This window comes from Quyinboa mangrovi (assembly GCF_042219825.1).
GTDB lineage: Bacteria > Bacteroidota > Bacteroidia > Bacteroidales > UBA5342 > JBHJHP01.
Genome location: NZ_JBHJHQ010000001.1, coordinates 399,387 through 424,019 on the forward strand (window position 1 = coordinate 399,387; position 24,633 = coordinate 424,019).

Sequence of the window (24,633 nt, forward strand, 5' to 3'; positions counted from 1 at the left end):
TTTTTAGTGTTCCTGAGGACCTTTTTTAATTTGGGTAAACATGATACGCAGTTCGGCAATCAGAAGTGCTGTAAAAATAGCAGCAAACATCCAGAAAGTTGTAATTACCGAAGCGCTATCTATTTTAGTTACTGCAGTTAACGTAGGCATTAAATCCTGAATTACCCAGGGTTGTCTTCCAATTTCAGCGACATTCCAGCCGGCAATGGAAGCTAAGTAGGTAAGTGGAACAAATACTATCCCCAGCCATAATAACCACTTGTTTTTTTCAAGTGTTCCTCGGTATAACATATAACCAAATATTCCTAATACTATGATAAACATGAACCCAAGGATTACCATAACATGGAATGAATAGAATGTTAATGACACATTTGGTATCAGTTTATACGCGTTTTTCTCACGAACCGATTTATCCGGATGATAGTAATCACCATATCCGAAATATTTGAAGTAGTTGTTCAGCCATTGTTCATTTTTAAACTGAGCATATAATTCCTGATATCGTGGATCAGTTTTATCCTTTATGGAACTGAATTCCTTTAGTGCTTCCTTGGCAACATGACCGCGTGATATTTTTTCTTCGAATGATAAAATCCCCTGTTCCGGATTTCCTTTAACGAGGTCTTTAATTCCCGGTACAAATGATTGAAAATCTCCAAATGCCAGTAATGAAAGGAAGCCGGGAATAGGAACATCCATTTTTACCAGAAATTTTCCTTCAGCATCTAAATTCTCTGTTCCCGTATTTGTCAGTATCCCGAAAGCTACAAGTGGTGCTTCTTCAGAACCTTCGTAAAGTCCTTCGGCAGCAGCCAGTTTCATCGGTTGATTTTCACTTACCGATTTGGCGCTGTAATCTCCGGTGCTTGCAAGATAAATGGACGATAATAATCCGAATACAGTGGCTACCAATATACTCTTTTTCGCCATTTCAATATGTCTTTTCTTCAGGAGAAACCATGAGCTGATTCCAATAACAAAAAAGCTGGCAAGCACAAAGCCTGATGAGGTTGTATGTATAAACTTACTGATAGCCATGGGAGAGAAGAGGACCTCCCAGAAATTGACCATTTCATTCCTTACCGTTTCCGGATTAAACCACATTCCTGTGGGATTTTGCATCCAGCCATTGGCTACAAGTATCCACAAGGCGGAGAGGTTGGCCCCGATGGCTGTCAGCCATGTTGATAACAAGTGAAAACGTTTGCTCACCTTGTTCCATCCGAAAAACATTACAGCAATAAAGGTTGACTCCATAAAAAACGCCATGATACCTTCAATTGCCAGCGGTGCACCAAAAATGTCACCTACAAACCATGAGTAGTTGGACCAGTTTGTTCCAAACTGGAATTCCATAATAAGTCCGGTTGCTACACCAATAGCAAAGTTAATCCCGAAAAGTGTCATCCAGAATTTTGTGATTTTTTTCCACTGCTCATTCCCCGTTTTAACGTAAATTGATTCCATGATGGCTATTATAAAGGTAATCCCCAATGTAAGCGGGACAAATAGCCAATGGTAGATAGCAGTGAGTGCAAATTGTGCCCTGGACCAATTAACAAGGCTCAAGTCAAAGTTCTCTAGCATAGTGGTTTAATTTAAATTAATAAGTTCATTTCTAACGTGCTCTGCACGCTCTTTATCGGTGTTATAATTTGTATTTAAAAAATCAGGAAAGAAAAACAGCCTGAGAATTACAAACATGATGAATAATTTAATAAGAATAAGTGCCCACAAGGTTTTTCCAACTGTCATGCCATTGAATCCCTCATAATAAAACCTGAATACTTTTTTTAGTAGATTCATACACAGTTCTCAGTTAAGCATCAATTTTAAAGAATTATAAAATTATCAATATTTTATCAGATATAAAATTTTCGCACTAAATTATAAAATAAAATAATACCACCATGTAGCATATTAGGAATTCTCTAATAAATATTGCTATTTTTACGCGAAATTAAACGGAGGATGATGAATTTTGCCCCTACAAAATATAGTTTAGTATCTGTTAGCAGTGCTGTTGAGTTTGAAGATGAAGGGTGGACACTGGATTATTCTAATGATGAAACACCGTCGTTGATCCGGGCCGATTATGAAAATAAACAATTAACCGTAAGAGAAGACCTTCCCGGATTATACAGGTTTGCGGACTGGCTTCCAATTAAAACTGTTCTTGAAGGTTCCGGATCACCTGTTACATACAAAAGTACAGGATTAGCCAAAGAACTGGGACTCGAAAATTTATACATTACGTTTAACGGTTACTGGCCGGAAAAAGGGGCAGAAATGAGAACCGGCTCTTTTAAGGAATGTGAAGCATATTCGGTATGTGCGCGTTTACATGGTATAAGAGACAAAGTTCTGGTTGTGGCTTCCGCAGGGAATACTGCAAGGGCTTTTGCCAGTGTGTGCAGCCGGAATAAGATTCCTCTTTTACTTTGTGTTCCTGAAGATAACCTGGATGCGCTGTGGTTCGATCATCCTATTGATCCGTGTGTAAAACTGGTTGCATCACAAAAAGGTGCCGATTATTTCGATGCCATTCATTTGTCTAATATAGTTTGTAAACATTCACATTTTTTGCCAGAGGGCGGTGCTAAGAATATTGCACGTCGCGATGGAATGGGAACAACAGTTTTATCCGCTGTGACCACTATTGGAGAGATTCCGCATTATTATTTCCAGGCTGTTGGAAGTGGAACTGGTGCTATTGCGGCATGGGAAGCAAATCTGCGTTTTCTTGAAGACGGTAATTACGGCAATCGTTTGATGAAGCTTATGGTTTCGCAGAATCACCCATTTGTTCCGATAGCCGATGCCTATGTGGCAGATTCCCGTGATCTGTTTCCTTTCGATGATGATGAAGCCCGTCGTCAGGTTGAGATTATCAATGCCAAGGTTTTATCCAACAGAAAACCACCTTACAGTCTTACCGGAGGTTTGTACGATGCATTAAAAGCTACGGACGGTGAGGTTCTTGTAGCTGATAATGAGGAAGCAGAAGCAGCTGTTCAATTGTTTAAAAAGTTTGAAGGTGCTGATATTGAACCTGCAGCAGCTATTGCTTTGGCAACCCTTATAAATGAAGTTAAAAGCGGTAAGATTGAGAAGGATAAAATTATCATGCTTAATATTACCGGCGGCGGCGGTGTGCGTTTCAGAAAAGAGCATAAAATATATAATCTGAAACCGGAAATTATTTTCCCTATTGATCCTGATCCTGATCTGGTTATCAAAAAGGTATTGGGATTATTTAAGCCGGATGAAACATTGGTGGGTTAAATATATTTCTTAATATGCTGCATGGTAATACCGTTCTGTATGTGAACGCTTTTAATGCCCATATTGCCCACATCGTAAATATTCCTTATCTCATCATCAAAAAATACAAGGTCATCGGTAGTCTTTTGGGTTTGATCCAGAATTTCTGACAGGTGTTGTGTTTTTGACGTGGGATAAATTTCCTCAATATCGAAAAAATGCCTGATATTAAAGCGTTCGAGTAATTCTCTTGCTATTTCAGGAGCACAGGTACGCGATGCAGCAGCTATAATTTTGTTGTCGTTTTTGAGTTGTTCCAGTATTATTCGTACGTCTTTGTATAAATGAATTTCAGAACCATAATAATCCACGATATGATTATTTACATTTTTGTACGGTGGTGTAGTGCAGTCACACCAGGTTCCACCCGCATCCCAAAGCGTAAAATCCAGATCAAATACAAAAACTGATTTCGTCATATCTATTTATAAGTAACACAATTTTAGTCACTTGTAACTCTAGTCACTTGTAACTCAAGTCACTCCAAACTAAAGAACTATCTCCTCGTCGCCCCGTTCAAACTTATGATGTCTGGAAGCCAGAAGGCTTATAAGTGCAGATATCCGCTTCAGACCGGACTGTGTGTCTTTGGTCAATACTTTGCCCTGTAGGCGGAGAAGCAGTGAGCCGTATAAAAACTGGAAAGCAGCCGTAATGTCATTTTCTTCCTTTGTTTTTACTTTCAGAAGTTCAATATCCGGTTTTGCTGTTGCAAATGTGGTTTGATATCTGACTTCATTCGGAGTTTTCAGCAAGTAAAGGTGTGTGTTATACAAATCCGTTATCAGGTTTTTTGTGACCTGTAAATGGCCAGAAGCTGTAATGCCTTCATTCCGCATTAACAGAATCAGGTTTTCGTACCATTCCCTGATTTGTGCTTTTACCTCATCCGGCTGATCATATTTACTGATAATATGCTGCTGTATGGCTTCAATATTAAAATTGAATGCTCTGATCTGATCTTCAATCTGCCACATGTAAATCAGGTATTCAGCGATATTTTCTTTGCGTTTTTGTTGCGCAATTAACATGATAAATGAAATTAAAGGATTTAATTTTCGTCCCTGAATTTTTCAATATCCCGGCGTTCTTTTTTGGTTGGGCGTCCTAAGCCTTTTCTCCGGTTGTATTTGCGGTCAAGAATTTGCATCTCAAGAATTTCCTTTTGATCTTCAGGGGTAATATCTTCCAGATATCCCTGAACCAGTTTGGCTCCCATGCGTTTTTCTGCCAGATCAAGCACCTTGTAACGGTAGGTAACCGGTGGTTCTTTTACCTCTATCTGATCGCCAATATTTACCGTTCTCGAGGCTTTGCATTCCTGTCCGTTAATTAATATCCGGCCTTTTTTGCAGGCTTCAGAAGCCATTGACCGGGTTTTAAATAACCGGACTGCCCATAGCCATTTATCGATGCGGATATCGTCACCCATTATTTCTTATTGAACAGGTTCATGGTTCGCTCAACACCAATGGTAGCAAAGGACTTAATGGCCTCAGCAGCCACTTCTTTCTTTTCTTCAACCGTTTTAAGCTCTTCATCTGACCACTTTCCGAGTACAAAATCAATCTGTTGGCCCTTTGAATAATCGTCGCCGATGCCAAACCTAAGCCGGGCATAATTGGTGTGCCCTAATATTTCCTGGATGTTTTTTAGTCCGTTATGGCCTGCATCACCTCCCTTTGACCTTATTCTAAGGGTTCCGAAAGGCAGGGCAATATCGTCCAGTGCAATTAATACATTTTTTATGTCAATATTTTCCTGCTGCATCCAGTACCTAACAGCCTTTCCGCTCAGGTTCACGTATGTGGAAGGTTTTAATAAAATAAGCGTACGACCCTTAAATTTAAGGGTGGCAACATCGCCATAACGCTTATTCTCAAAAACAACATTGGACGCCTTTGCAAGGGCGTCCAATATGTCAAAACCTATGTTGTGTCTTGTATTTTCGTATTTCGGGCCAATGTTTCCAAGGCCAACAATTAAATACTTCATAGGGTCAATTTCGTTATGGCGTTTGAATCTTTTAAAAAAATTCATCAGCATAACTATTAGCATTTTTATTTTTCTGCAGTAGCAGCGGCTGCACCTCTTGCGGCCCTTGTCAGTTTAACTGTTACAACTACAGCGTTTTTGGCATTCAGTAATTCCAGGTTTTCGAATGAAAGATCACTAACCTGAATACTTTTACCGAGTCCAAGCGTGGTAACATCCACTTTCAGGAATTCAGGTAAGTTAGCTTTAACACCTCTTACTTTAAGATATCTCATTTGCAACTGTAGTTTACCACCGGCTTTAACACCTTCTGATGAACCTGCAACTTTAACAGGAATGTTAATGCTGATTGGTTTATCATCAGTAACAGGAAGAAAGTCAATGTGTAAAATTTCGTCAGATACCGGGTGGAACTGCAATTCTTTAACAACAGCTTCGTATTTTTTGTCACCAATTGTTAATGAAACGATGTATACCTGATCGGTATAAATTAAGTGATGTAAATCCTGCGCTAGAAGCGTAAAATGAACATTTTCTTCTCCATTGTAAAGAACACAAGGTACTAAACCTTCTTTTCTTAAGGCTTTAGTTGCCTTTTTACCTAAATCAGTTCTTAAAGAACCGTTGATTTCAAAAGTTTTCATTTTTAATTTTTTAAATGTGCTACTCAAAATTAAGTCAATGGTATTGGGCTTAATTCCCCATCACACCAATGCTGTAATGCGGCTGCAAAGATAATAATTATTGATTGAAAAAAAACACCCTGAAAAATTAAATTTTTTCAGGGTGAGAATTATTTAAATGCTTTATTTTCAGAGTAAAAACTGAGAGCTTATGGATTGATAATTATAAACCCTCTGAATGGTGTCGGCAAACATATCTGCTACAGATAACACCTTTATTTTAGGCGAACTGCCTGTAAAAGGAATAGAATCAGAGAAGATGATCTCTGTAAGCGACGAATCTTCAATTCTTTGAATGGCCGGATTTGAAAGCACACCATGTGAGGCACAGGCTCTGACTGTTTTAGCTCCGTCTTCCATCATCAGGTCCGCAGCCCTGGTAATGGAGCCCGCTGTATCCACAAGGTCATCAATGATGATAACATTTTTATCCTTTACATCACCAATAACGCGCATTTCATGAATTTCGTTAGCTTTAACCCTTGACTTGTGACAAATAACCATTGGAACACCGAGGAATTTTGCGTACGAGTTGGCCCTTTTGGATCCACCTACATCCGGCGATGCGATCACAAGATCTTCTAAAGCTAATTGCTCAATATACGGAATAAAAATAGTGGAGGCATAAAGGTGATCTACCGGCACATCGAAAAATCCCTGGATCTGATCTGCATGCAGGTCCATCGTTACCACTCTGTTAATTCCGGCTACGCCTAACAGGTCAGCAACCAGTTTGGCTCCGATCGATACTCTTGGTTTGTCTTTGCGGTCCTGACGTGCCCATCCGAAATACGGTATAATAGCGTTAATCATTTTAGCTGATGCACGTTTCGCTGCATCAATCATTAATAATAACTCCATTAAATTGTCAGCATTTGGAAAAGTGGACTGGATCAGAAAAACATGGGAACCACGGATGGATTCTTCGTAAGAAACAGAAAATTCACCATCAGCAAAATGCTGAATTTTCATTTTTCCCATCTCCACGCCTAAACTATTGCAGATTCTCTCGCCTAAATATTCAGTTGATGTCCCTGAAAAAATCTTAATAGGGGCTTTCCTCATTGGGATGATTTTTGAATTTTAGTAAACTTATTTGGTGTGCAAATTTAATACAATTATTGTTAAGGCACAGCCGCACGAAACAAAAATGAAAAAATTATGTAACTCAGTTTTTTAATTCATTGTTTATTTGGTCGATATAGTTTAAAATTTCTTCGCGGCCTGTTCCTTCAACTGATGAAGAGATAAAATATGGCGGTATTTCTTCCCAGTTTTTCATCAATTCGTCATTGAACATGTCTATATTGTTGTTCACTTTTAATCCTGAAACTTTATCTGCTTTTGTGAAAATTACAGAAAAGGGAATTTCATTTTCTCCCAGCCAGTTAATGAAATCTATATCTATTTTTTGGGGGTCTAACCGACTGTCAATCAGTACAAACATACACGTGAGCTGCAGACGTTTCAAAACATAATCCTGTATAAGCTTTGAAAATTGCAACCTGCTGGCTTTTCCTGTTCTGGTATATCCATAGCCCGGAAGGTCTACCAGGTGCCACTCTTTATTGATGATGAAATGATTGATCAATCTTGTTTTTCCCGGTTTCGATGAGGTCATGGCCAGTTTTTTGTTATTCGTCAGCATATTGATCAGGCTCGACTTCCCCACATTTGAACGGCCTATAAAGGCATATTCCGGTATGTCCGATTCGGGACATTTGCTGACATTGCTGTTACTTACAAGAAATTTTGCTTCCCTGATGACCATCTTATCAATTTTGTACAAATAAAAGAAATTGAAACCTGCTTACCAAATGCCTGCAATACGGGTCTGGCATTCCGGGCATTTGCCATCCTGCATAAAAATGTAGGAAAGACTTAAGCGGTGTCTTTCAATTAATGCTTTTCCGCAATTCGGACAAAATGTGGTATGATAATCTTTATGCTCTGCATTTCCAATGTAACAGTAGATAATACCTGATTTTTGCGCTATTTTTTTCGCAGTTTCAAGAGACGTAAGTGGTGTAGGTGATTTGGAAAGTAATTTATGCGATGGATGAAACCTGGAAAAGTGTAGCGGAACGTTATTCAGATTGTTTTGAACCATCCAGGTACACAATGCCTTTATTTCTTCTCTACTGTCATTGACTCCCGGAATTAGTAAAATCGTTATTTCTAACCAGATTTGTTTGCTGTATAAATGAAGTACTGAATCCAGAACGGGTTGGAGTTTCCCTTTAAAAAAGAGTTTGTATGTTTTATCATTGAACGACTTGATATCGATGTTTGCCGCGGTAATATAAGGGCTGATCATGGCCAGTGGTTCAGCATTGATATAACCCGATGAAATAAGAGTGACCGGAATATCACTGAAGCGCGCTTCACGACAAATATCATAGCTGTACTCAAAGTATGCAATCGGATCGGTATAAGTTAAGGATATGGATTCGCATTTGTGCTTTTTTGCCAGTTCTACAATCTTTGCCGGACTGTATGCGTCGCTGCTTTTCTGTGTGGGCTCACACTGCGAAATAGAGCTATTCTGGCACTGCACACAGTGTAACACGCATCCGTTTGTGGCCAGCGAAAAAGTGGAATGGCCGGGCATAAAATGGTACAGCGGCTTTTTTTCAATCGGATCAACCTGTATGGCTGACGGATTATTATAAGCCAGCGTATAGAGTTTGTTCCCTTTGTTGATCCGGGTATTACACGGTCCGGTCTGACCGTCTTTCAGTTTGCAGTTGTTGGGGCAAAGGTGGCAGTTGACATGATCATTTACAGTAGTCCAGAACAAAGCATCTTGTAAATTCATATTTAAATTTACAAAAAAAAAGCCATCTGTCAAACGACGGATGGCTTGTGTAAAGAGGTAATATGTTATTACGCTTCTTTCTTTTCTTCTTCATCAGATGCTTCAGGCTTTTCAGCTTCTTCTGATGCTTTAGGTTCTTCAACCGGAGCTTCTTCCGTTGCGGCCTCTTCTGCTACAGGCTCTTCAGCCGGTGCTTCAGCGGTTTCAACTTCTTCTGCTTCTGCAGCTTCCTCTGTAGTCTCTTCTGCGGCTTCTTCAGCAGCTAATTCAGACTGTTGAGCAGCAATGGCAGCAGCACGCTCTTCGTTGATTTTCTTTTCTTGTTCCAGACGAGCGTTTTCAGCTGCTTTTTCTTTGGCAGAAAGATCATCGGCCTGATTGGCCAGTTGTTTGGTTTTGTCTGCTTTCCAGCTTTCAAAACGTTTCTGAGCTTCTGCTTCGTCAAATGCACCTTTTCTAACGCCGCCTAACAGGTGTTTCATGTACATAACACCTTCCTTGGACAAAATAGATCTTGCTGTGTCAGTAGGTTGAGCGCCTTTGAGAACCCAATCAAGAGCTCTGTCAAAATTTAAATCTATCGTAGCAGGATTTGTATTTGGATTGTAAGAACCAATCCTTTCGATAAATTTACCATCGCGTGGCGCCCTGCTATCTGCTATCACAATGTGATAGAAAGCATAACCTTTACGTCCGTGTCTTGCTAAACGAATTTTTGTTGGCATGTGTGTTTAAAAATTTAATAATTAACAACCTACTTTTTACGGGCTGCAAATATAGAAACTTTTTTTGTATTAAAGACCTTGAACTTAGTTTTTTATCCGGCAATGATCCTAAAAAGACAAACTCAATTGCTTCGTTTTTCGAAATCCTCTTTTTTCTTGTCTTCTATTCGTTTGAATATTAGATAGATGATAATAACTATTGCAGCCAGTGCCAACGCACCATAAATCCATAAGATGATCATATCATTTTAGTTTTACTGCTGTGCCATACGCCAGTATCTCTGCCATTCCCTGCATGATCATCGATGTCATAAAGCGTACATTTACCACAGCATCAGCGCCAACCCGTTCAGCGTCTTTCAGCATGCGGGCAATTGCCTGTTCGCGTGAATCGGCCATAAGTTGTGTGTATTCCGATACTTCACCACCTACAATGTTTTTTAATCCGGCAAAAATGTCACGGCCTATGTTACGGGCACGAACCGTGCTGCCTCTTACAATGCCTATAGCTTCTGTAATCTCTTTTCCGGGAATTGTTTCTGTTGATACGTATAACATGGTTTTTTAGTTTATGTTTTGTAGTACGAAGTTAGTAAAAGCATGTGAATTTTAAATATGAAAAAATCGTAAAAGCTGAATAAAATATCTTTCTCAGACGGAAGCTTGAAAGGTGATATTAGATTTTTGATATTACCCGAAGGCAGCTGTAAGTATTTTTGTGTGCGAAGATAGGTGATAAAAAATAAAAGCCCCTCATAAAGAGGAGCTTAAGTTGAGGTACCGGGCGGATTCGAACCGCCGTAGACGGTTTTGCAGACCGCTGCCTAGCCACTCGGCCACGGTACCCTGTGGCTTGTTTTTTGCATTTGCGGGTGCAAATATAAAAAATGTTTTTTTGTAATGCATACATTTAGCAAGTGAAATAAGCATTCAATAAAGGAAGCTCTTTAAAAAAATGTAAATATTCCGGTTTTTTTAAAAAGTTTAAGATAAATTGAATTAAATATTTAAACTAAATAAAAAGAACAGGGTTCTAATTTATGAAGAGAGCAACACAATGACATGAAGAGTGTTATATGACTTTTTTGTTAAAAAATGTTACGTGTAAATCGTACAATAATAATATGTTTTTTTAACCGTTTGGGTTTTGTATAGCAGGTTTTAACAAAAAAACACTTGACACTTAAAACTAAAAAGGTTTAAATTTGTTCGCATTGTTATATTTCCTAAGGACGGCGTTGGGTAAGCGTGAAAAAATAATTGACATTAATATTTAATTTACGTACTTTTGCGGCCTTGAATTTTTATATGGTGTTATGAGACAATTAAAGATTACGAAATCGATTACAAACAGGGAGAGTGCTTCACTTGATAAGTATTTACAAGAAATTGGACGTGAAGATCTGATCACTGTGGAAGAAGAAGTAGAGTTGGCACAGAGGATAAAGAAGGGTGACAGGATCGCGTTGGAAAAACTGACACGGGCAAACCTCCGATTTGTAGTTTCCGTAGCCAAACAGTACCAGAACCAGGGATTGAGTCTCCCTGACCTGATTAACGAGGGAAACCTCGGCTTAATCAAAGCTGCTGAAAAATTTGATGAAACAAGAGGGTTTAAATTTATTTCATACGCTGTATGGTGGATTCGCCAGTCTATATTGCAGGCTTTGGCAGAACAGTCACGTATTGTGCGTTTACCATTGAACCAGGTTGGTTCATTAAATAAAATAAATAAGGCATTTTCTAAATTCGAGCAGGAAAACGAACGTAAGCCTTCTCCTGAAGAGCTGGCAGAGTCATTGGATCTTCCTGCAGAAAAAGTTTCCGATACATTAAAAGTATCAGGCCGTCACATTTCTGTTGATGCGCCTTTTGTGGAAGGAGAGGACAATAGTCTGTTGGATGTGCTGGTGAATGATGATTCTCCGATTGCCGACCGTACATTGATTAATGAATCTTTATGCCGTGAAATTGAGAGGGCGCTTTCCACTTTAACTGAAAGGGAAGGAGACATCATTAAAATGTTCTTCGGAATCAATACACAGGAAATGACCCTCGAAGAAATTGGAGAACGTTTTGGATTGACCCGGGAACGTGTTCGTCAGATCAAAGAAAAAGCTATCAGACGCTTACGTCATAATTCCAGAAGCAAACTTCTGAAAGCTTATCTGGGTTAAAAAATATTTCAAAGTTTAAATTGGAGAGGCTGCTTGTTAAAAGCAGCCTCTTTTTTGTTAAATTTGGATAATTCAAAATTGTTTCATTTATTTGTAGATATAATATTTGTCAAACTAAACATTATTTGCCTATCGAAGTGAACTCTACCATCGTTAACTAACTAATACATAAAGAAGATGGTTGAGCTAAAGAATCTTGATGACAACGTGCTTGTACAGGAATTTATACGTGGCAATTTCGAAGCTATGGATATTCTTGTTGACAGGTATAAGGACAGGTTGTATTCATATATCTTTTTCACCGTTAAAAATCAGGAGCTTGCTGAGGATTTATTTCAGGATACCTTTATTAAGGTTATTAAATCACTGAAACAGGGGAAGTATATTGAAAACGGCCGTTTCTATTCGTGGGTGACCCGCATTGCACATAATCTGGTAATTGATTATTACCGTAAAGGTAAAGGTCAGAATACCTACTTCAATGAAGACTCTGATAAGGATGAGTTCAATTCACTGAACTATTGTGAAGGTCATATTGAAGATGAACTGGTATTTAAACAAGTTCTGGATGATGTGACAAGTCTACTTGAGTTATTACCGGAAGAACAGAAGGATGTGGTAAAACGCAGATTTTACCAGGGGTTAAGTTTCAAAGAAATTGCAGATCAGACAGATGTGAGCATTAACACAGCTTTGGGCAGAATGCGTTATGCGATCATTAACCTGCGTAAAATTGTTGAAGAAAAAAACATTGACCTTAATCTGTAAAAATTTTTTTTCACATTATTTCTTTAAAATAATTCATTAATACCTCATTGGGCGGGAATGCGGCTTTGAGTCGCTCTCCCGTTTATAAAGTTTTGATGTGGTATACGCTTATACATAAATCACCACATAAAATATTTTTGGATCCATACAATAAGTAAATACTGTTTCGCGTTTTGGTAGAAAACAAAAAAATAATTGCCTATGCAGAAACATTTTACTTTTCGATTAATGACGTCAAGAAATTTTAATGAATCACCTTTGGGAATTAAAAAAGGATTTATTCGTAAAGCGCCTCAGGACAAGGTAGATTTTATTAAAAGATTTGCACGGTCATATGAGTACCTGGATTTAAAATCCTGTTCTGAAAAAGATATTCATAAAAACTAAAACCCGGTTTACCGGGTTTTTTTATGCCTTAAAGTTTTAATTATTTCTTTCATTTTTATTCGGGTATTTAAGATACGACGGTTATATTTGTTTCCCTGTAAACAAAAGCCGGATGAATTGTTTATAATACTAATTGTTTTTCAAATACAGCTTTAAGCGATATATTGAGATGACAATTGCTAATTGGTATGACTTGGCATCCGGGTTTGTAAATATAGCATCCCTAAAAAGTATTACATGAAATATGATTTTGACAAGCTGATTGATCGCAGAGGTACATCCACTTACAAGCACGAATTCAGTCAGTATTATTTTGGTTCAGATGATATATTGCCGCTATGGGTAGCAGATATGGACTTTGAAACACCTGATTTTATAATGGATGAAGTGATTAAAAGGGCAAATCACAGAGTGCTTGGCTATACGGTTCCTTCAAGGACCATGAACAATATCATTGCTGAGTGGATTGAACGCAATCATAACTGGAAGATCCATACTTCATGGATAAAATTTATGTCAGGCGTACTGCCTTCCATTGCTGTTGCTCTGCAGACATTTTCTTCAGAAGGTGATAATGTTATCATACAATCACCAATTTATCCGCCGTTTATCAGTATTCCCAAAGCGAATAAACGAAATGTGGTGTTCAACCAGTTAAAAAGGGTTGGCAACAGTTACGAAATGGATCTTGACGATTTCAGGAAGAAAGCAAAAAAAGGAGCATCAGTCTTTATTATGAGCAATCCGCATAATCCTGCCGGAATTGTTTGGGAAAGGGAGACTTTAAAGGAAGTTGCAGAGATTTGTCATGCGTATAATATCCTCGTAATTTCTGATGAAATACACTGCGACCTGGTGCATCCGGGACATGAACATATTCCTTTTGCAACTGTTTCTAAAAAGGCCAGAGAGATCTCTATAACGCTGATGGCGCCAAGTAAAACATTTAATATTGCAGGTTTGGGAGTTTCATTTTGTGTTGTTCCTGATCTGAAATTGAGAAAGAAATTTTACGACGCACTGAATGCACTTCATATCGCTCATAGTAATATGTTTGCGTATATTGGTTTAATGGAGGCGTTTAAAAATGGTGATGATTGGTTAAAACAGTTAAAAATTTACCTGCGGGGAAATTTTGCTCTTGCTTTGGATTATATCAACAGGAATATTCCTCTGGTAAAACCTTTCGATGCTAAAGCCTCATTTTTATTATGGCTCGATTTTACTGATATGGGGCTTAATAGTAAGGATTTGAGGAAGTTAATGATTGAAGAAGGAAAGATAGGTATGAATAATGGTGCGGATTTCGGGCCGGGCGGAGAAGGATTTCAACGTCTAAACGTGGGAGCACCAAGGACAGTAATTGAAGATGCACTTCGAAGGATTGAAAAAGCTGTTAATAACAGGGGTTTATAGTTTATAAATATTAGTATATCTTTGCAGAAAATTTTTCAGGTTATCTGATTTTTATCAGGACTGAATTTAAATAGTATATAATTTATTCATCAAAAAAATAATTTAAAGGATGAAAATTGACAGAAATAAATTTGTTTCCCTTACATACGAGTTAAGATCGGGGGGAGTTGAGGGTGAGCTTAAAGAAAAAGCAGTAAAGGAAACACCTTTAACCTTTGTTTTTGGAGCAGGTATGATGATCCAGAAATTTGAAGATAATTTAGTTGGTCTGGAAGAAGGTGACAATTATGAATTTGTAATTGATCATTTGGATGCTTACGGTCCGATTATGGAAGACCGCATTGTGGATCTGCCTAAAAGTATTTTCGAAGTGGATGGTAAAATTGACGACAAGATCCTTTTTGAAGGTAATGTTGTGCCAATGATGGACGCTTCGGGTAACAGGTTAAATGGTACTGTTGTTACAATTTCTGATGACAATGTAAAAATGGATTTCAATCATCCGTTGGCGGGTCAGGATCTGTGTTTCAAGGGTGAGGTTCTTGAAGTTCGCGAAGCCAGTGAGCACGAATTAGCTGAGGCAGCCGGTATAATGAGTGGCGGTTGTAGCTGTGGAAGCGGTGGTTGCGGTTGTGGCGATGACAGTTGTGGCGCTGAAGCCGGTGCCGGAGCAGAAAGTTGTGGCTGTGGTAGTGGAAGTTGTGGGTGTAACTAATTTATAGCAGATAAGTCGATGGCTGGAAATACCTGGGGTAAAATCTACAGATTATCTTCTTTTGGTGAATCACATGGATTAGGCGTTGGTGGTGTTATTGATGGTTGTCCTCCGGGTACACCGGTTGATATTGAATTCATTCAAAATGAATTATCCCGCCGTCGACCTGGTCAGTCCAGGATAACCACACCAAGAAAAGAAGAAGATCAGGTTGAAATACTTTCAGGTGTGCTGAACGGCATAGCAACCGGAACGCCCATCGGTTTTTTGATACACAATAAAGATCAGCGAAGCGGGGACTATGATAATATGAAGAGTGTTTACAGACCATCGCATTCTGATTATGTGTATGAAACCAAATACGGAGTCCGAGATCACAGAGGTGGCGGGCGTTCTTCAGCCCGGGAAACCATTGCCCGTGTAGTTGCGGGAGCAATAGCAAAACAGGCACTAAAAGCCCATGGCATCCAGGTAACAGCGTTTACCTCAAGTGTTGGTGATCTGCACATGGAAAAGCCTTACACTGAACTTGATCTTTCAACCATTGAGGATAATATTATCCGTTGTCCGGATCAGAAAATAGCTGAAAAGATGATTGATCTGGTTGACCAGGTAAGGAAAGAAGGAGATACCATTGGTGGTGTGATTACAGGTGTTGTTCAGGGATTGCCTGTTGGTCTTGGTGAACCGGTATTTGATAAGCTTCATGCTGAACTTGGAAAAGCCATGTTGAGTATAAATGCAGTAAAAGGGTTTGAATACGGATCCGGCTTTGCAGGAACTCAACTCAGAGGTTCTCAGCATAACGATCCCTTTGAAATTCGTGATGGCAAGGTAAGAACAACGAAAAACCATTCAGGAGGTATTCAGGGTGGAATATCTAATGGCGAAGATGTGTATTTCAGGGTGGCATTTAAGCCGGTGGCTACAGTTTTACGCGATCAGAATACCGTGGATAGTGAAGGTAAAGAAACTGTATTAAAAGCGAAAGGTCGTCATGACCCTTGTGTTTTGCCCCGTGCAGTTCCAATTGTAGAATCGATGGCTGCCATGGTAATGCTGGACATGATGTTGATAAATAAGATTTACCGGTAAAAAATATTAAACATATTGAGAAACCGCTCTTTCAGGGCGGTTTTTTTTGTCTCCAACTATCGGGATAGCTTAATCGTTCTGGTACATCTTATTAATATTCAGTATATTATTTCAATGATATATTTATTATTCCTAACTTGTGCCTGCAAAGCTTATTTTGCTGAAAATACACCTCTAATGAAAACCACTACACTTTCGCTCTTATTTCTATTCTTCATTTTGAATAGTCAGGCACAGATCATTATAAATGAAGTTCAAAGCTCCAACAATTCAACAATCAAAGATAATTACGGTGATTATGATGATTGGATAGAGCTTTTCAATCCCAATGATTTTGAAGTTGATATTGCAGGCCTTATCTTAAAGGATAATGTGGATACCTGGCAAATTCCTTCGGGTGATCCTCTTACCGTTATGCAGCCGGGAACTTATTTTTTGTTGTGGGCGGATGATGAAGAAGGACAAGGTAAGTTTCACACAAATTTTAAATTGTCTGCGTCTAACGGAGAATATCTTGGCTTGTATAAATCCGATGGAACCACTGTAATTGATTCTGTAACCCTACCTCCCCTGAATGCCGACTTAAGTTATGGCAAATGCGATACTGCCTGGATAATATTTGATACCCCAAGTCCCGCGGCGGAAAACTATTGCTCCGTTACAGCATTAAATGGCAATGGTAAGGATAAAGAATTTTTTAGGACAAACATATCGGGTAATCTGCTTCATATTGTGATTAATGATTTTGTTAGTGATCCTGTCAGAGTTAAAATCTATGCATTGAACGGAGTTGTTTTATTTAGGGAGAGATTGAATGCCAACTACGGGGAAATTGAATTAAGCAGTTTTGAAAGTGGGATTTACCTCTTAAATGTAGAAACAGAAAAGCACTCTAAGACAATTAAAATATTGGTTTTTTGATGTGATAAATTTGAGAATAGATAAAAGCCGGTAAAATTTTTACCGGCTTTTACTTTATGTATTGATTAACCTATTATTCTGCAAATAAAGGATACGGTTTCATCATTGCGTTTACTTTTTCCGAAACTTTAGCAATTATAGATTCGTCTTCGATGTTGGCCAGAACTTCGTCAACCAGATCTACAATTTTGGGCATCATATCTTCTTTTAAACCACGCGTGGTGATTGCGGGTGTACCCACACGAATTCCTGAAGTCTGGAACGGAGAACGATCATCAAACGGAACCATATTTTTATTCAGTGTTATGTGTGCCTGAACCAGAATGTTCTCTGCCATTTTTCCTGTGATTTCAGGATATTTGGTGCGTAAATCAATTAGCATGGAATGGTTATCGGTTCCACCTGAAACAATTTTATAACCTTTGTCTGTAAAGGCTTGAGCCATAGCTTTTGCGTTCACCTGAACCTGTTTCTGGTAAGCTTTGTATTCAGGAGAAAGCGCTTCGCCAAATGCAACAGCCTTTGCAGCAATTACGTGTTCCAGCGGACCACCCTGTGTTCCTGGAAATACAGCTGAATCAAGCAGTGAAGACATTTTTCGGATCACACCTTTGGGAGTTGTTTTGCCGAACGGATTATCAAAATCCTCACCCATAAGGATGATACCACCTCTCGGGCCTCTTAACGTTTTATGCGTAGTTGAAGTCACAATGTGTGCATGTTTAACCGGATTCTTCAGCAAACCGGCAGCAATCAGACCGGCAGGATGAGCCATGTCAATCATCAGTAAAGCGCCTACTTTATCGGCAATGGCACGCATACGTTCGTAGTCCCAGTCGCGGCTGTAAGCCGATGCACCACCGATAATCAGTTTTGGTTTCTCCTTAATAGCAAGTTCTTCCATCTGATCATAATCAACTAATCCTGTATCTTCTTTTACAGAATAAGCCACAGGACGGTAAAGAATTCCTGAACTGTTAACCAGTGAGCCATGAGAAAGGTGGCCGCCATGAGCAAGATCAAGACCAAGGAAGGTGTCGCCTGGATTTAATACTGCCAGCATTACAGCGGCATTGGCCTGTGCACCTGAGTGAGGCTGTACGTTTGCCCATTCCGCATCAAAAAGTTCTTTTAACCTTTCGATAGCAATAATCTCGCTTTGATCCACAACTTCGCAACCACCGTAATAGCGTTTGCCCGGAAGACCTTCGGCATATTTATTGGTAAGGTAAGAACCCATGGCTTCCATTACCTGGTTGCTCACAAAGTTTTCTGAAGCAATAAGTTCGATGCCGTTTAACTGGCGTTCATATTCTTTCTGGATAAGATTGAAAATTATTGTATCCCTTTTCATTATACGTTTATTAAGGAGTTGAGTTTTATGCGACAAAAATACTCCATTATTAATAAGCTGAAAATTTTTTTTGTCACATTTATTAAACTTTTATAAACCGGTGTTAATCTGATGTATAATGAGATGAGGAACAATAAAAAAGCTGAAGAACTCAAATGTTTTCAAAATAAATAAGTTGAACCATACAGATAGTCCGGTTAGTCCTAAATATAGAGAAACAATATATGCGATGTATTATGAAGTATTTTTAGGAAGATATATTCTGATTAACACTGTTGCTGTTATAAAAGATGTTAATATAAAACATCTGAATGTAACTTAAATACTTAGGTTTCGTCATAAGGTTGTAATCATAAAAGATGTTTTTTGGTTAAGTAAAAATCTGAAATTAGCAGCCCGGAATATTAGTAATAGCTTTCTCATAATAATTTCCACCGGGTTGCTTTTTTTATTTAGATTTGCAGCTTTTAATGATCAATTTAAACCTTATGGTGTTTCTATATTGAACACACATTTTATGAACAGATACGTTTTAGGGATTTGTATATTCATATTCTCAGTATTTAATCTGAAGCCGGATATCCTTCCTGTGGATAAGAGTTATAAGGTTTCAGGGACTGTACTTGATGCCCAAACGAATGACCATCTTCCGGGTGCTGCTGTATTTGTTGAAAATACAGCCCGTGGAACAGCAACCGATCTTGATGGTAATTTTGAGCTGATGTTATCAGAGGGGGAATATGTGTTGATGGTTACCTTTGTGGGCTATCAAAAAACCACTGTGACCATAAATGTTCCTTTGGATAAACCTGTTGTAATTCCGTTAAAGCCAGTTGATAAGCAACTCTCTGAAGTTAATGTGTCCGGAAAGCAGCCTGATGAGAATGTACGCTCAGTTCAAATGGGGATTCAAAAGCTGGATAAAAATACCATAAAAAGTATTCCTGCTTTTATGGGAGAGGTGGATATTATTAAGGCTATTCAGCTCTTGCCTGGTGTACAGGCCACCTCAGAAGGAAGCAGTGGATTCAGTGTGCGTGGAGGTGCTCCCGATCAGAACCTGATCCTTCTGGATAATGCTCCGGTTTATAATGCCTCTCATTTAATGGGATTCTTCTCGGTTTTCAATAACGATTTTGTGCAAGATGTTACGCTTTATAAAGGAGATATTCCGGCAAATGTCGGCGGACGATTGTCTTCTTTTCTGGATATTAAATCCATAAACGGTACACCGGGTAAGATTAGTGGTCAGGGTGGAATAGGATCTATCTCCTCACGTTTAATGTTGCAGGGATCACTTTCAAGAACCACAACATTTGCTCTCTCCGGCAGAAGAACATACGCTGATCTGGGATTAAAATTGTATGATAAAGAAAGGTTTAAAGATACAAAACTCTTTTTCTATGATCTGAACCTGAAACTTAACCAGACTTTTTCAAGAAGGGACCGGGTGTTTTTAAGTGCTTATCTTGGCGATGATACATTTGGGCAAAGCACCTTTGCTATGCGGTTTGGGAATCAGATCATGTCGTTACGCTGGAATCATATTTTTAACGATAACCTTTGGAGCGACCTGACACTACTGGGAACACAATACCGCTATATTCTGGGTAACAATGATCCGGAAGAAGCGACTAATTCGTTTGAATGGGTGTCGGGTGTAAAGGATTTTGGTGTCAAATATGATCTGAACTGGCATATACGGGAAAATATAAATCTTCAGACCGGATTCAGTACAACCATGCACCAGTTTTCTCCCGGAGCATTTTACGCACAATCGGATTCGGCATTTTTTCAGGATTTTGTGATCAAAGGAACGCAGGCACTTGAGCATGGAATTTATGCATCTGTAAATCCCAATATTGGCAACCGGCTCAAACTGAAGCTTGGATTGCGTATTTCTGCCTTTCAGAGCATGGGTGAATCAATCGTATATAATTACGATGACAACTATAATCCAACAGATTCTGTTGTTCATGGTCAGTGGGATATTTACAACACCTACTGGGGAATAGAGCCAAGAATTGGATTTACCTATATCATTAATAAGAGTACCTCATTTAAGGGTAGTTATAATCGCAATTATCAGTACATGCAGATTGCATCCAATGCGACTTCCGGTTCACCTTTTGAAATATGGTTTCCTGCAAGTCCAAATATTAAACCGCAGGAGGTGAATCAGTTTGCACTGGGGTATTTTAAAAATCTTATGGATAACAGCATAGAGCTTAGCCTTGAAGGTTATTATAAAAAATATAAGAATACGGTTGACTTCAGAGACCATGCCAACCTGTTCCTGAACCAGTATCTTGAAGGAGAAGTTCGTGTGGGAGAGGGACAGGCATATGGGATGGAGTTGTTGGTCAGGTTCAACCAAAAAAAATGGAATGGTTGGATAGCCTATACACTGTCCCGTGCAGAACGTAAGATTCCTGAGATCAATGATGGTAGGACGTATCTGGCACCATACGATAAAACGCACGATGTTTCGGTTGTATTTAATTACAAACTGAGCGATAATTTTTCAGTTTCGTCTAATTGGGTCTATGCCACAGGTAACGCAGTAACTTTTCCAACCGGAAGATTTGTGTATAAAGGAAAAATACTGCCTGTTTATTCAGATCGAAATTCTTACCGCATGCCCGATTATCACAGGCTGGATATTGGGATCACGTATACACCAAAACCGAATTCCGCTAAACGCTGGCACAGTGAATGGAACCTTTCGGTATATAACGTGTATAACCGTCATAATGCATGGACGATCAATTTTTATCAGGAGGATTACAATCCGAATCTGCTGTATGCTGAAATGACGTATTTGTTTCCGGTTTTACCGGCCATAACGTATAATTTTAAATTTTAAAGGTTGAAAAGAGTACTTTACATATTGTTTATGGCTGTTTTGGTCTCATGTACTGAGCGTATTGATATACAGATAGATAAGTCCTATACAAGAATTGTCGTGGATGGGAGTATATCGAATGATCCGATGGAACACCTGGTACGCCTGACCAAATCTGCCGACTTTTTTGATGGAACAGAAACTCCTAATGTAACTGATGCAACTGTTTTTATTCTGGAAGGAAGCGACACGGTACATTTGAACGAAAAGGAGGCCGGTATGTATTACACTCCAAAGGATTTTGCGGCAAAGTTTAATACTGAATATGAGCTGGTCATACAGGGTGTAGATATAAACGAAGACGGGGAACCTGAGGAGTACAGAGCGATGGATACAATGACCTATCCTGTGCCAATAGATTCAATTAACCTGTTGAGAACATATATTGAAGGACCGGACCATTATTTTGTGGGCGTAATGTTATTTATGCTTGATCCTCCTGAGAAAAACAACTACCTGTTTAAATCTTTAGTAAACGGTAAACCATTGCCCGAATCTGTTACGGACTGGGGACTTTACAATGATGAGTTCTTTAACGGAAATTATACAAATGGAATTGTAGTTAAATATCTGAACCAGGAAGACTCAACAGAAATGTTGAAGCCCGGTGATGTATTTACACTGCAGCAAATTCAGATTTCGGAGGCATATTACGATTTTCTTCAGGCGGTGAACATTGAGTCTTTTGGTAATATACCTCTTTTTAGCGGGCCTCCGGCAAACATTGTTGGCAATGTTAGCAATGATGGAATCGGCTTCTTCTCATGTCTGGCCGTTTCTCGTGCCAGCTCAAAATATAATTTGCCAGCTGTAGGGGGTGATACGGAATAGATATGCCAAATCAGTAGCATTACTGAACACGCTGAGGCCAGATGGAATGTTTTATTTTAAAGAAATATCAGGAGAACCATAGGTATCGTATCTGTTATTTAATCTTTGTGTTTTCTTACTGGTCCTTTTAGGATGAATAATTTTCAGAATTTCTGAACAAATACTACTTCTCTTATTGGACTTTTGGCTTAACTTATAAAGTACTATATTAGCGGCATGAGTTATACTATGGAATGGTGCGATTCTAATGTGTACGTTACTTTTGGAGCCAGCGTTGAAGGTAAGGAGATCATTAAAATTGATGATATTATCTACGGAGACAGCAGGTTGGAAAATATGCATTTCCAGTTGTTTGACTTTTCAAAAACCTGTGACATCAATATGCATGCTGCAGATATGAAAATAATTGGTATTCTTGATAAGAAGGCCAGCCATTGGAACAATCATGTAAAGGTGGCAATCGTAAGCGTAAATAAGCAATTAGAAGATCTTGTTGATGACTATGTCAGAATAATGGCAGATACAAACTGGCAGGTAAAAATGTTTACAACAAGAAATGAGGCTTTAAAATGGTGTAACGAATAAATGATCTTCCTGATTCTTTCAGCTCATATACATATTCCGTTTATAATGTTTAAATAATTTTCTGTGGAGCTTTTACCGGCTGAAAGCTATATTTCCACACGCTCACTTTATTCGGTTGGTATAGACTTCTCACCCGGTCTGAGTATTCAACATAAATAGGAGGCTGTCCAAAAAGACAAACAAAAATATTGAGCTTATAAATTGTAAGCAATCTTTCTTTTACCCCTCCAAACCTCTCCGTCCTCTGACGGAAGGCTTTAAGTCCCCTTCAGGGGATTTAGGGGTAATTTTGTAAAAACTACTTACAATCCGTAAGTAAAGATAATTCTGTTATCACTTTTGGGACAACCTCCTTTAGGGGCGGAAGACCGGGTTTCCCGATGCTCACTTTGTTCGGTCGGTATAGACTTCTCACCCGGTCTGAGTTTTCTGCATAAAAAAGCTCCCTGAATCATCAGGAAGCTCTTAGGGGTGGAAGACCGGGTTCGAACCGGCGACCTCTGGAACCACAATCCAGCGCTCTAACCAACTGAGCTACATCCACCATATTTGCATTTTTTAAACGCGGTGCAAATATAGGTTTCCGTCTTAATATTGCAAAATTATTTTCGTCTATTTTTTACAAATTGGCACAAAAAAAAAGAAACCATCGCTGGTTTCTTTTTCTGAGTTTTCTCAAAATGGTACTAGAATGTTAAGGTAAAAAGAATCTTGGTGATTGCTTTGGACATGGACAAAATTGGATAAATTTTAAATAACTACAAATTTTAACATTATGTTGTATAACACAAATGAATGTTTGAAGATTTTAACATTTCACTTTCATAAATATGCATTTTTAAACGTATTGTCTTAATTTGTTTGTTATTTATTACAAAAGGATATGATGCTTTTATATTGTTTGACAAAATGAAGGAATATACGAACCAAATAAATTAATATTCATATTAACATCAGGCGTATTTAAATAATCCGATACCGGCAAAAACAGCCAGCATTCCCATAAGTATACTTCCTGCCACATAGAGTGATGTATAGATAAAATGGCCGGTATTAATCATTTGTATAATATCGTACGAAAAGGTGGAAAATGTAGTAAAACTTCCGCAAAAACCTATTGCCAGAAAGAGCCTTAAATCAGCGGTAAGCCAGTCATTCTGAACGGCAAGACCATATATAATGCCAATTAAGAAACTGCCGATAATGTTTACCGTCAGTGTTCCCCATGGAAAAGCATTTCCCCACCATTTGGTTGTCAGTAATGTTACACCGTAGCGTGAAATACTTCCTAAAAATCCTCCTGTTCCAATAATCAGTAATGTTCTAAGCATCTTTTAATCGTTTATATCTAAAAGTCCGTCAGGTATTTCCGTAATAACGGTTTTTGTGTCCGGCTCAATGGATAATATTATTGAGTCGTTAAACGGGATATAGATAATTTTATCATTATATTCTGATAACAATAACGGATTAGGTGTATCGAGCTGTACTTCCTGAACTTTTCCGAGGTTCCCAAAACGTTTGTCTGTTACTGAAAATCCCTCAAGATTATATTGCTGTTTCCGGTCATCGTGAGAGTCCACCTGATCGTGTGCTGCATAAACTTCACAATTCACAAACTCGCGAGTATCTTCCGGCTTATGTATATGGTCGAATTTTATAATTCCGCTCTTGCTATCTGTCAAAATAAGCTCTTCTATAAAAAACGGAACCAGGTAGCCTTCAAACATCACCAGTAAATATTCAAGGGTATCCTCATCATCAAAAAAAGCATCATAAAGTGAGAGGTTAAATGCACCTTTGGTGCCATGTGCCTTACCCAGTTTCCCGATTCTTATGCAATCCCCGGTTCGAATCATATAATGAATTTTTCGTAAAGTTATAGTTTTATACCTTAATACGTTGATTGTTTTATAACTTTGACCAAATTT

At 38.6% G+C, this 24,633-nt stretch carries 26 protein-coding genes and 2 tRNA genes; 11 read left to right on the forward strand and 17 right to left on the reverse strand.

The features are described 5' to 3' along the window. Positions 1-3: 3 nt before the first annotated feature. Both ACE1ET_RS01640 and ACE1ET_RS01645 read right to left on the reverse strand, forming a co-directional pair. A complete protein-coding gene (locus ACE1ET_RS01640) occupies positions 4-1,590 on the reverse strand; it encodes a cytochrome ubiquinol oxidase subunit I (RefSeq protein ID WP_375726614.1) in 1,587 nt (528 codons plus the stop codon). A gap of 6 nt (positions 1,591-1,596) precedes the next feature. Then, entirely contained in the window at positions 1,597-1,809 is a 213-nt protein-coding gene (locus ACE1ET_RS01645; RefSeq protein WP_375726615.1) for a DUF4492 domain-containing protein, read from the reverse strand. Positions 1,810-1,974: 165 nt separating this feature from the next. On the opposite strand from ACE1ET_RS01645, the gene ACE1ET_RS01650 reads away from it, so the two are divergent. Further along, positions 1,975-3,288 (forward strand): cysteate synthase, encoded by a 1,314-nt coding sequence (locus ACE1ET_RS01650; RefSeq protein WP_375726616.1) that lies wholly within the window; start codon positions 1,975-1,977, stop codon positions 3,286-3,288. Here the strand turns inward: ACE1ET_RS01650 and ACE1ET_RS01655 are convergent. The 11 genes from ACE1ET_RS01655 to ACE1ET_RS01705 all read right to left on the reverse strand — a co-directional run bounded on the left by ACE1ET_RS01655 (position 3,285) and on the right by ACE1ET_RS01705 (position 10,394). Further along, a complete protein-coding gene (locus ACE1ET_RS01655; protein WP_375726617.1) occupies positions 3,285-3,746 on the reverse strand; it encodes a magnesium-dependent phosphatase-1 in 462 nt (153 codons plus the stop codon). The genes ACE1ET_RS01650 and ACE1ET_RS01655 overlap by 4 nt on opposite strands. 69 nt (positions 3,747-3,815) lie before the next feature. Next, a complete protein-coding gene (locus tag ACE1ET_RS01660; RefSeq protein ID WP_375726618.1) occupies positions 3,816-4,358 on the reverse strand; it encodes a DUF4924 family protein in 543 nt (180 codons plus the stop codon). A 20-nt stretch (positions 4,359-4,378) separates the two neighbouring features. Then, positions 4,379-4,759, reverse strand: coding sequence for an RNA-binding S4 domain-containing protein (locus tag ACE1ET_RS01665; protein WP_375726619.1), 381 nt, complete (start codon positions 4,757-4,759; stop codon positions 4,379-4,381). Beyond that, positions 4,759-5,367 carry an aminoacyl-tRNA hydrolase gene (gene pth / locus ACE1ET_RS01670; protein WP_375726620.1) on the reverse strand — a complete coding sequence of 203 codons (609 nt, stop codon included), beginning with the start codon at positions 5,365-5,367 and terminating at the stop codon, positions 4,759-4,761. Before pth ends, ACE1ET_RS01665 begins: the two co-directional genes overlap by 1 nt. A gap of 20 nt (positions 5,368-5,387) precedes the next feature. Continuing rightward, the gene (locus ACE1ET_RS01675; protein WP_375726621.1) at positions 5,388-5,966 is read right to left on the reverse strand and encodes a 50S ribosomal protein L25/general stress protein Ctc; all 579 of its coding nucleotides are present in this window, start codon (positions 5,964-5,966) and stop codon (positions 5,388-5,390) included. A 168-nt stretch (positions 5,967-6,134) separates the two neighbouring features. Continuing rightward, on the reverse strand, positions 6,135-7,070 hold the full coding sequence (locus ACE1ET_RS01680; RefSeq protein WP_375726622.1) for a ribose-phosphate pyrophosphokinase: 936 nt from the start codon (positions 7,068-7,070) through the stop codon (positions 6,135-6,137). Positions 7,071-7,173: 103 nt separating this feature from the next. Continuing rightward, a complete protein-coding gene (gene yihA / locus ACE1ET_RS01685; protein WP_375726623.1) occupies positions 7,174-7,776 on the reverse strand; it encodes a ribosome biogenesis GTP-binding protein YihA/YsxC in 603 nt (200 codons plus the stop codon). A gap of 39 nt (positions 7,777-7,815) precedes the next feature. After that, the gene (amrS, locus tag ACE1ET_RS01690) at positions 7,816-8,823 is read right to left on the reverse strand and encodes an AmmeMemoRadiSam system radical SAM enzyme (protein ID WP_375726624.1); all 1,008 of its coding nucleotides are present in this window, start codon (positions 8,821-8,823) and stop codon (positions 7,816-7,818) included. A 68-nt stretch (positions 8,824-8,891) separates the two neighbouring features. Beyond that, complete coding sequence (locus ACE1ET_RS01695) at positions 8,892-9,548, reverse strand: 30S ribosomal protein S16 (RefSeq protein ID WP_375726625.1); 657 nt, start codon at positions 9,546-9,548, stop codon at positions 8,892-8,894. Positions 9,549-9,791: 243 nt separating this feature from the next. Further along, complete coding sequence (locus ACE1ET_RS01700) at positions 9,792-10,106, reverse strand: YbjQ family protein (RefSeq protein ID WP_375726626.1); 315 nt, start codon at positions 10,104-10,106, stop codon at positions 9,792-9,794. A gap of 217 nt (positions 10,107-10,323) precedes the next feature. Then, positions 10,324-10,394: transfer RNA gene (locus ACE1ET_RS01705), tRNA-Cys, on the reverse strand. Positions 10,395-10,864: 470 nt separating this feature from the next. Between ACE1ET_RS01705 and ACE1ET_RS01710 the strand changes: the two genes are divergently transcribed. The 7 genes from ACE1ET_RS01710 (at position 10,865) to ACE1ET_RS01740 (ending at position 17,027) form a co-directional block, all read left to right on the forward strand. Continuing rightward, a complete protein-coding gene (locus ACE1ET_RS01710) occupies positions 10,865-11,725 on the forward strand; it encodes a sigma-70 family RNA polymerase sigma factor (RefSeq protein WP_375719276.1) in 861 nt (286 codons plus the stop codon). A 177-nt stretch (positions 11,726-11,902) separates the two neighbouring features. Next, on the forward strand, positions 11,903-12,493 hold the full coding sequence (locus tag ACE1ET_RS01715) for an RNA polymerase sigma factor (protein WP_375726627.1): 591 nt from the start codon (positions 11,903-11,905) through the stop codon (positions 12,491-12,493). A gap of 201 nt (positions 12,494-12,694) precedes the next feature. Beyond that, a complete protein-coding gene (locus ACE1ET_RS01720; RefSeq protein ID WP_375726628.1) occupies positions 12,695-12,880 on the forward strand; it encodes a hypothetical protein in 186 nt (61 codons plus the stop codon). Between the two features lie 237 nt (positions 12,881-13,117). Next, entirely contained in the window at positions 13,118-14,296 is a 1,179-nt protein-coding gene (locus tag ACE1ET_RS01725; protein ID WP_375726629.1) for a MalY/PatB family protein, read from the forward strand. A gap of 109 nt (positions 14,297-14,405) precedes the next feature. After that, on the forward strand, positions 14,406-15,011 hold the full coding sequence (locus ACE1ET_RS01730; protein ID WP_375726630.1) for an FKBP-type peptidyl-prolyl cis-trans isomerase: 606 nt from the start codon (positions 14,406-14,408) through the stop codon (positions 15,009-15,011). An 18-nt stretch (positions 15,012-15,029) separates the two neighbouring features. Then, on the forward strand, positions 15,030-16,106 hold the full coding sequence (gene aroC, locus ACE1ET_RS01735; protein WP_375726631.1) for a chorismate synthase: 1,077 nt from the start codon (positions 15,030-15,032) through the stop codon (positions 16,104-16,106). A 177-nt stretch (positions 16,107-16,283) separates the two neighbouring features. Further along, positions 16,284-17,027, forward strand: coding sequence for a lamin tail domain-containing protein (locus ACE1ET_RS01740; RefSeq protein WP_375726632.1), 744 nt, complete (start codon positions 16,284-16,286; stop codon positions 17,025-17,027). Positions 17,028-17,100: 73 nt separating this feature from the next. On the opposite strand, the gene glyA is transcribed toward ACE1ET_RS01740, so the two are convergent. Further along, positions 17,101-18,381 carry a serine hydroxymethyltransferase gene (gene glyA, locus ACE1ET_RS01745; RefSeq protein ID WP_375726633.1) on the reverse strand — a complete coding sequence of 427 codons (1,281 nt, stop codon included), beginning with the start codon at positions 18,379-18,381 and terminating at the stop codon, positions 17,101-17,103. 517 nt (positions 18,382-18,898) lie between these two features. Between glyA and ACE1ET_RS01750 the strand changes: the two genes are divergently transcribed. The 3 genes from ACE1ET_RS01750 (at position 18,899) to ACE1ET_RS01760 (ending at position 22,702) form a co-directional block, all read left to right on the forward strand. Then, positions 18,899-21,247: a TonB-dependent receptor gene (locus ACE1ET_RS01750; protein ID WP_375726634.1), complete on the forward strand. Its 2,349-nt coding sequence runs from the start codon at positions 18,899-18,901 to the stop codon at positions 21,245-21,247. Between the two features lie 3 nt (positions 21,248-21,250). Then, a complete protein-coding gene (locus ACE1ET_RS01755; RefSeq protein ID WP_375726635.1) occupies positions 21,251-22,117 on the forward strand; it encodes a DUF4249 domain-containing protein in 867 nt (288 codons plus the stop codon). Positions 22,118-22,333: 216 nt separating this feature from the next. Beyond that, on the forward strand, positions 22,334-22,702 hold the full coding sequence (locus tag ACE1ET_RS01760; RefSeq protein WP_375726636.1) for a hypothetical protein: 369 nt from the start codon (positions 22,334-22,336) through the stop codon (positions 22,700-22,702). Positions 22,703-23,171: 469 nt separating this feature from the next. Here the strand turns inward: ACE1ET_RS01760 and ACE1ET_RS01765 are convergent. From ACE1ET_RS01765 to ACE1ET_RS01775, 3 genes are all read right to left on the reverse strand, one after another. Next, a tRNA-His gene (locus ACE1ET_RS01765) sits at positions 23,172-23,247 on the reverse strand. A gap of 408 nt (positions 23,248-23,655) precedes the next feature. Then, a complete protein-coding gene (gene crcB, locus ACE1ET_RS01770; protein ID WP_375726637.1) occupies positions 23,656-24,033 on the reverse strand; it encodes a fluoride efflux transporter CrcB in 378 nt (125 codons plus the stop codon). A 3-nt stretch (positions 24,034-24,036) separates the two neighbouring features. Next, on the reverse strand, positions 24,037-24,561 hold the full coding sequence (locus ACE1ET_RS01775; protein ID WP_375726638.1) for a ribosome maturation factor RimM: 525 nt from the start codon (positions 24,559-24,561) through the stop codon (positions 24,037-24,039). Positions 24,562-24,633 lie beyond the last annotated feature (72 nt).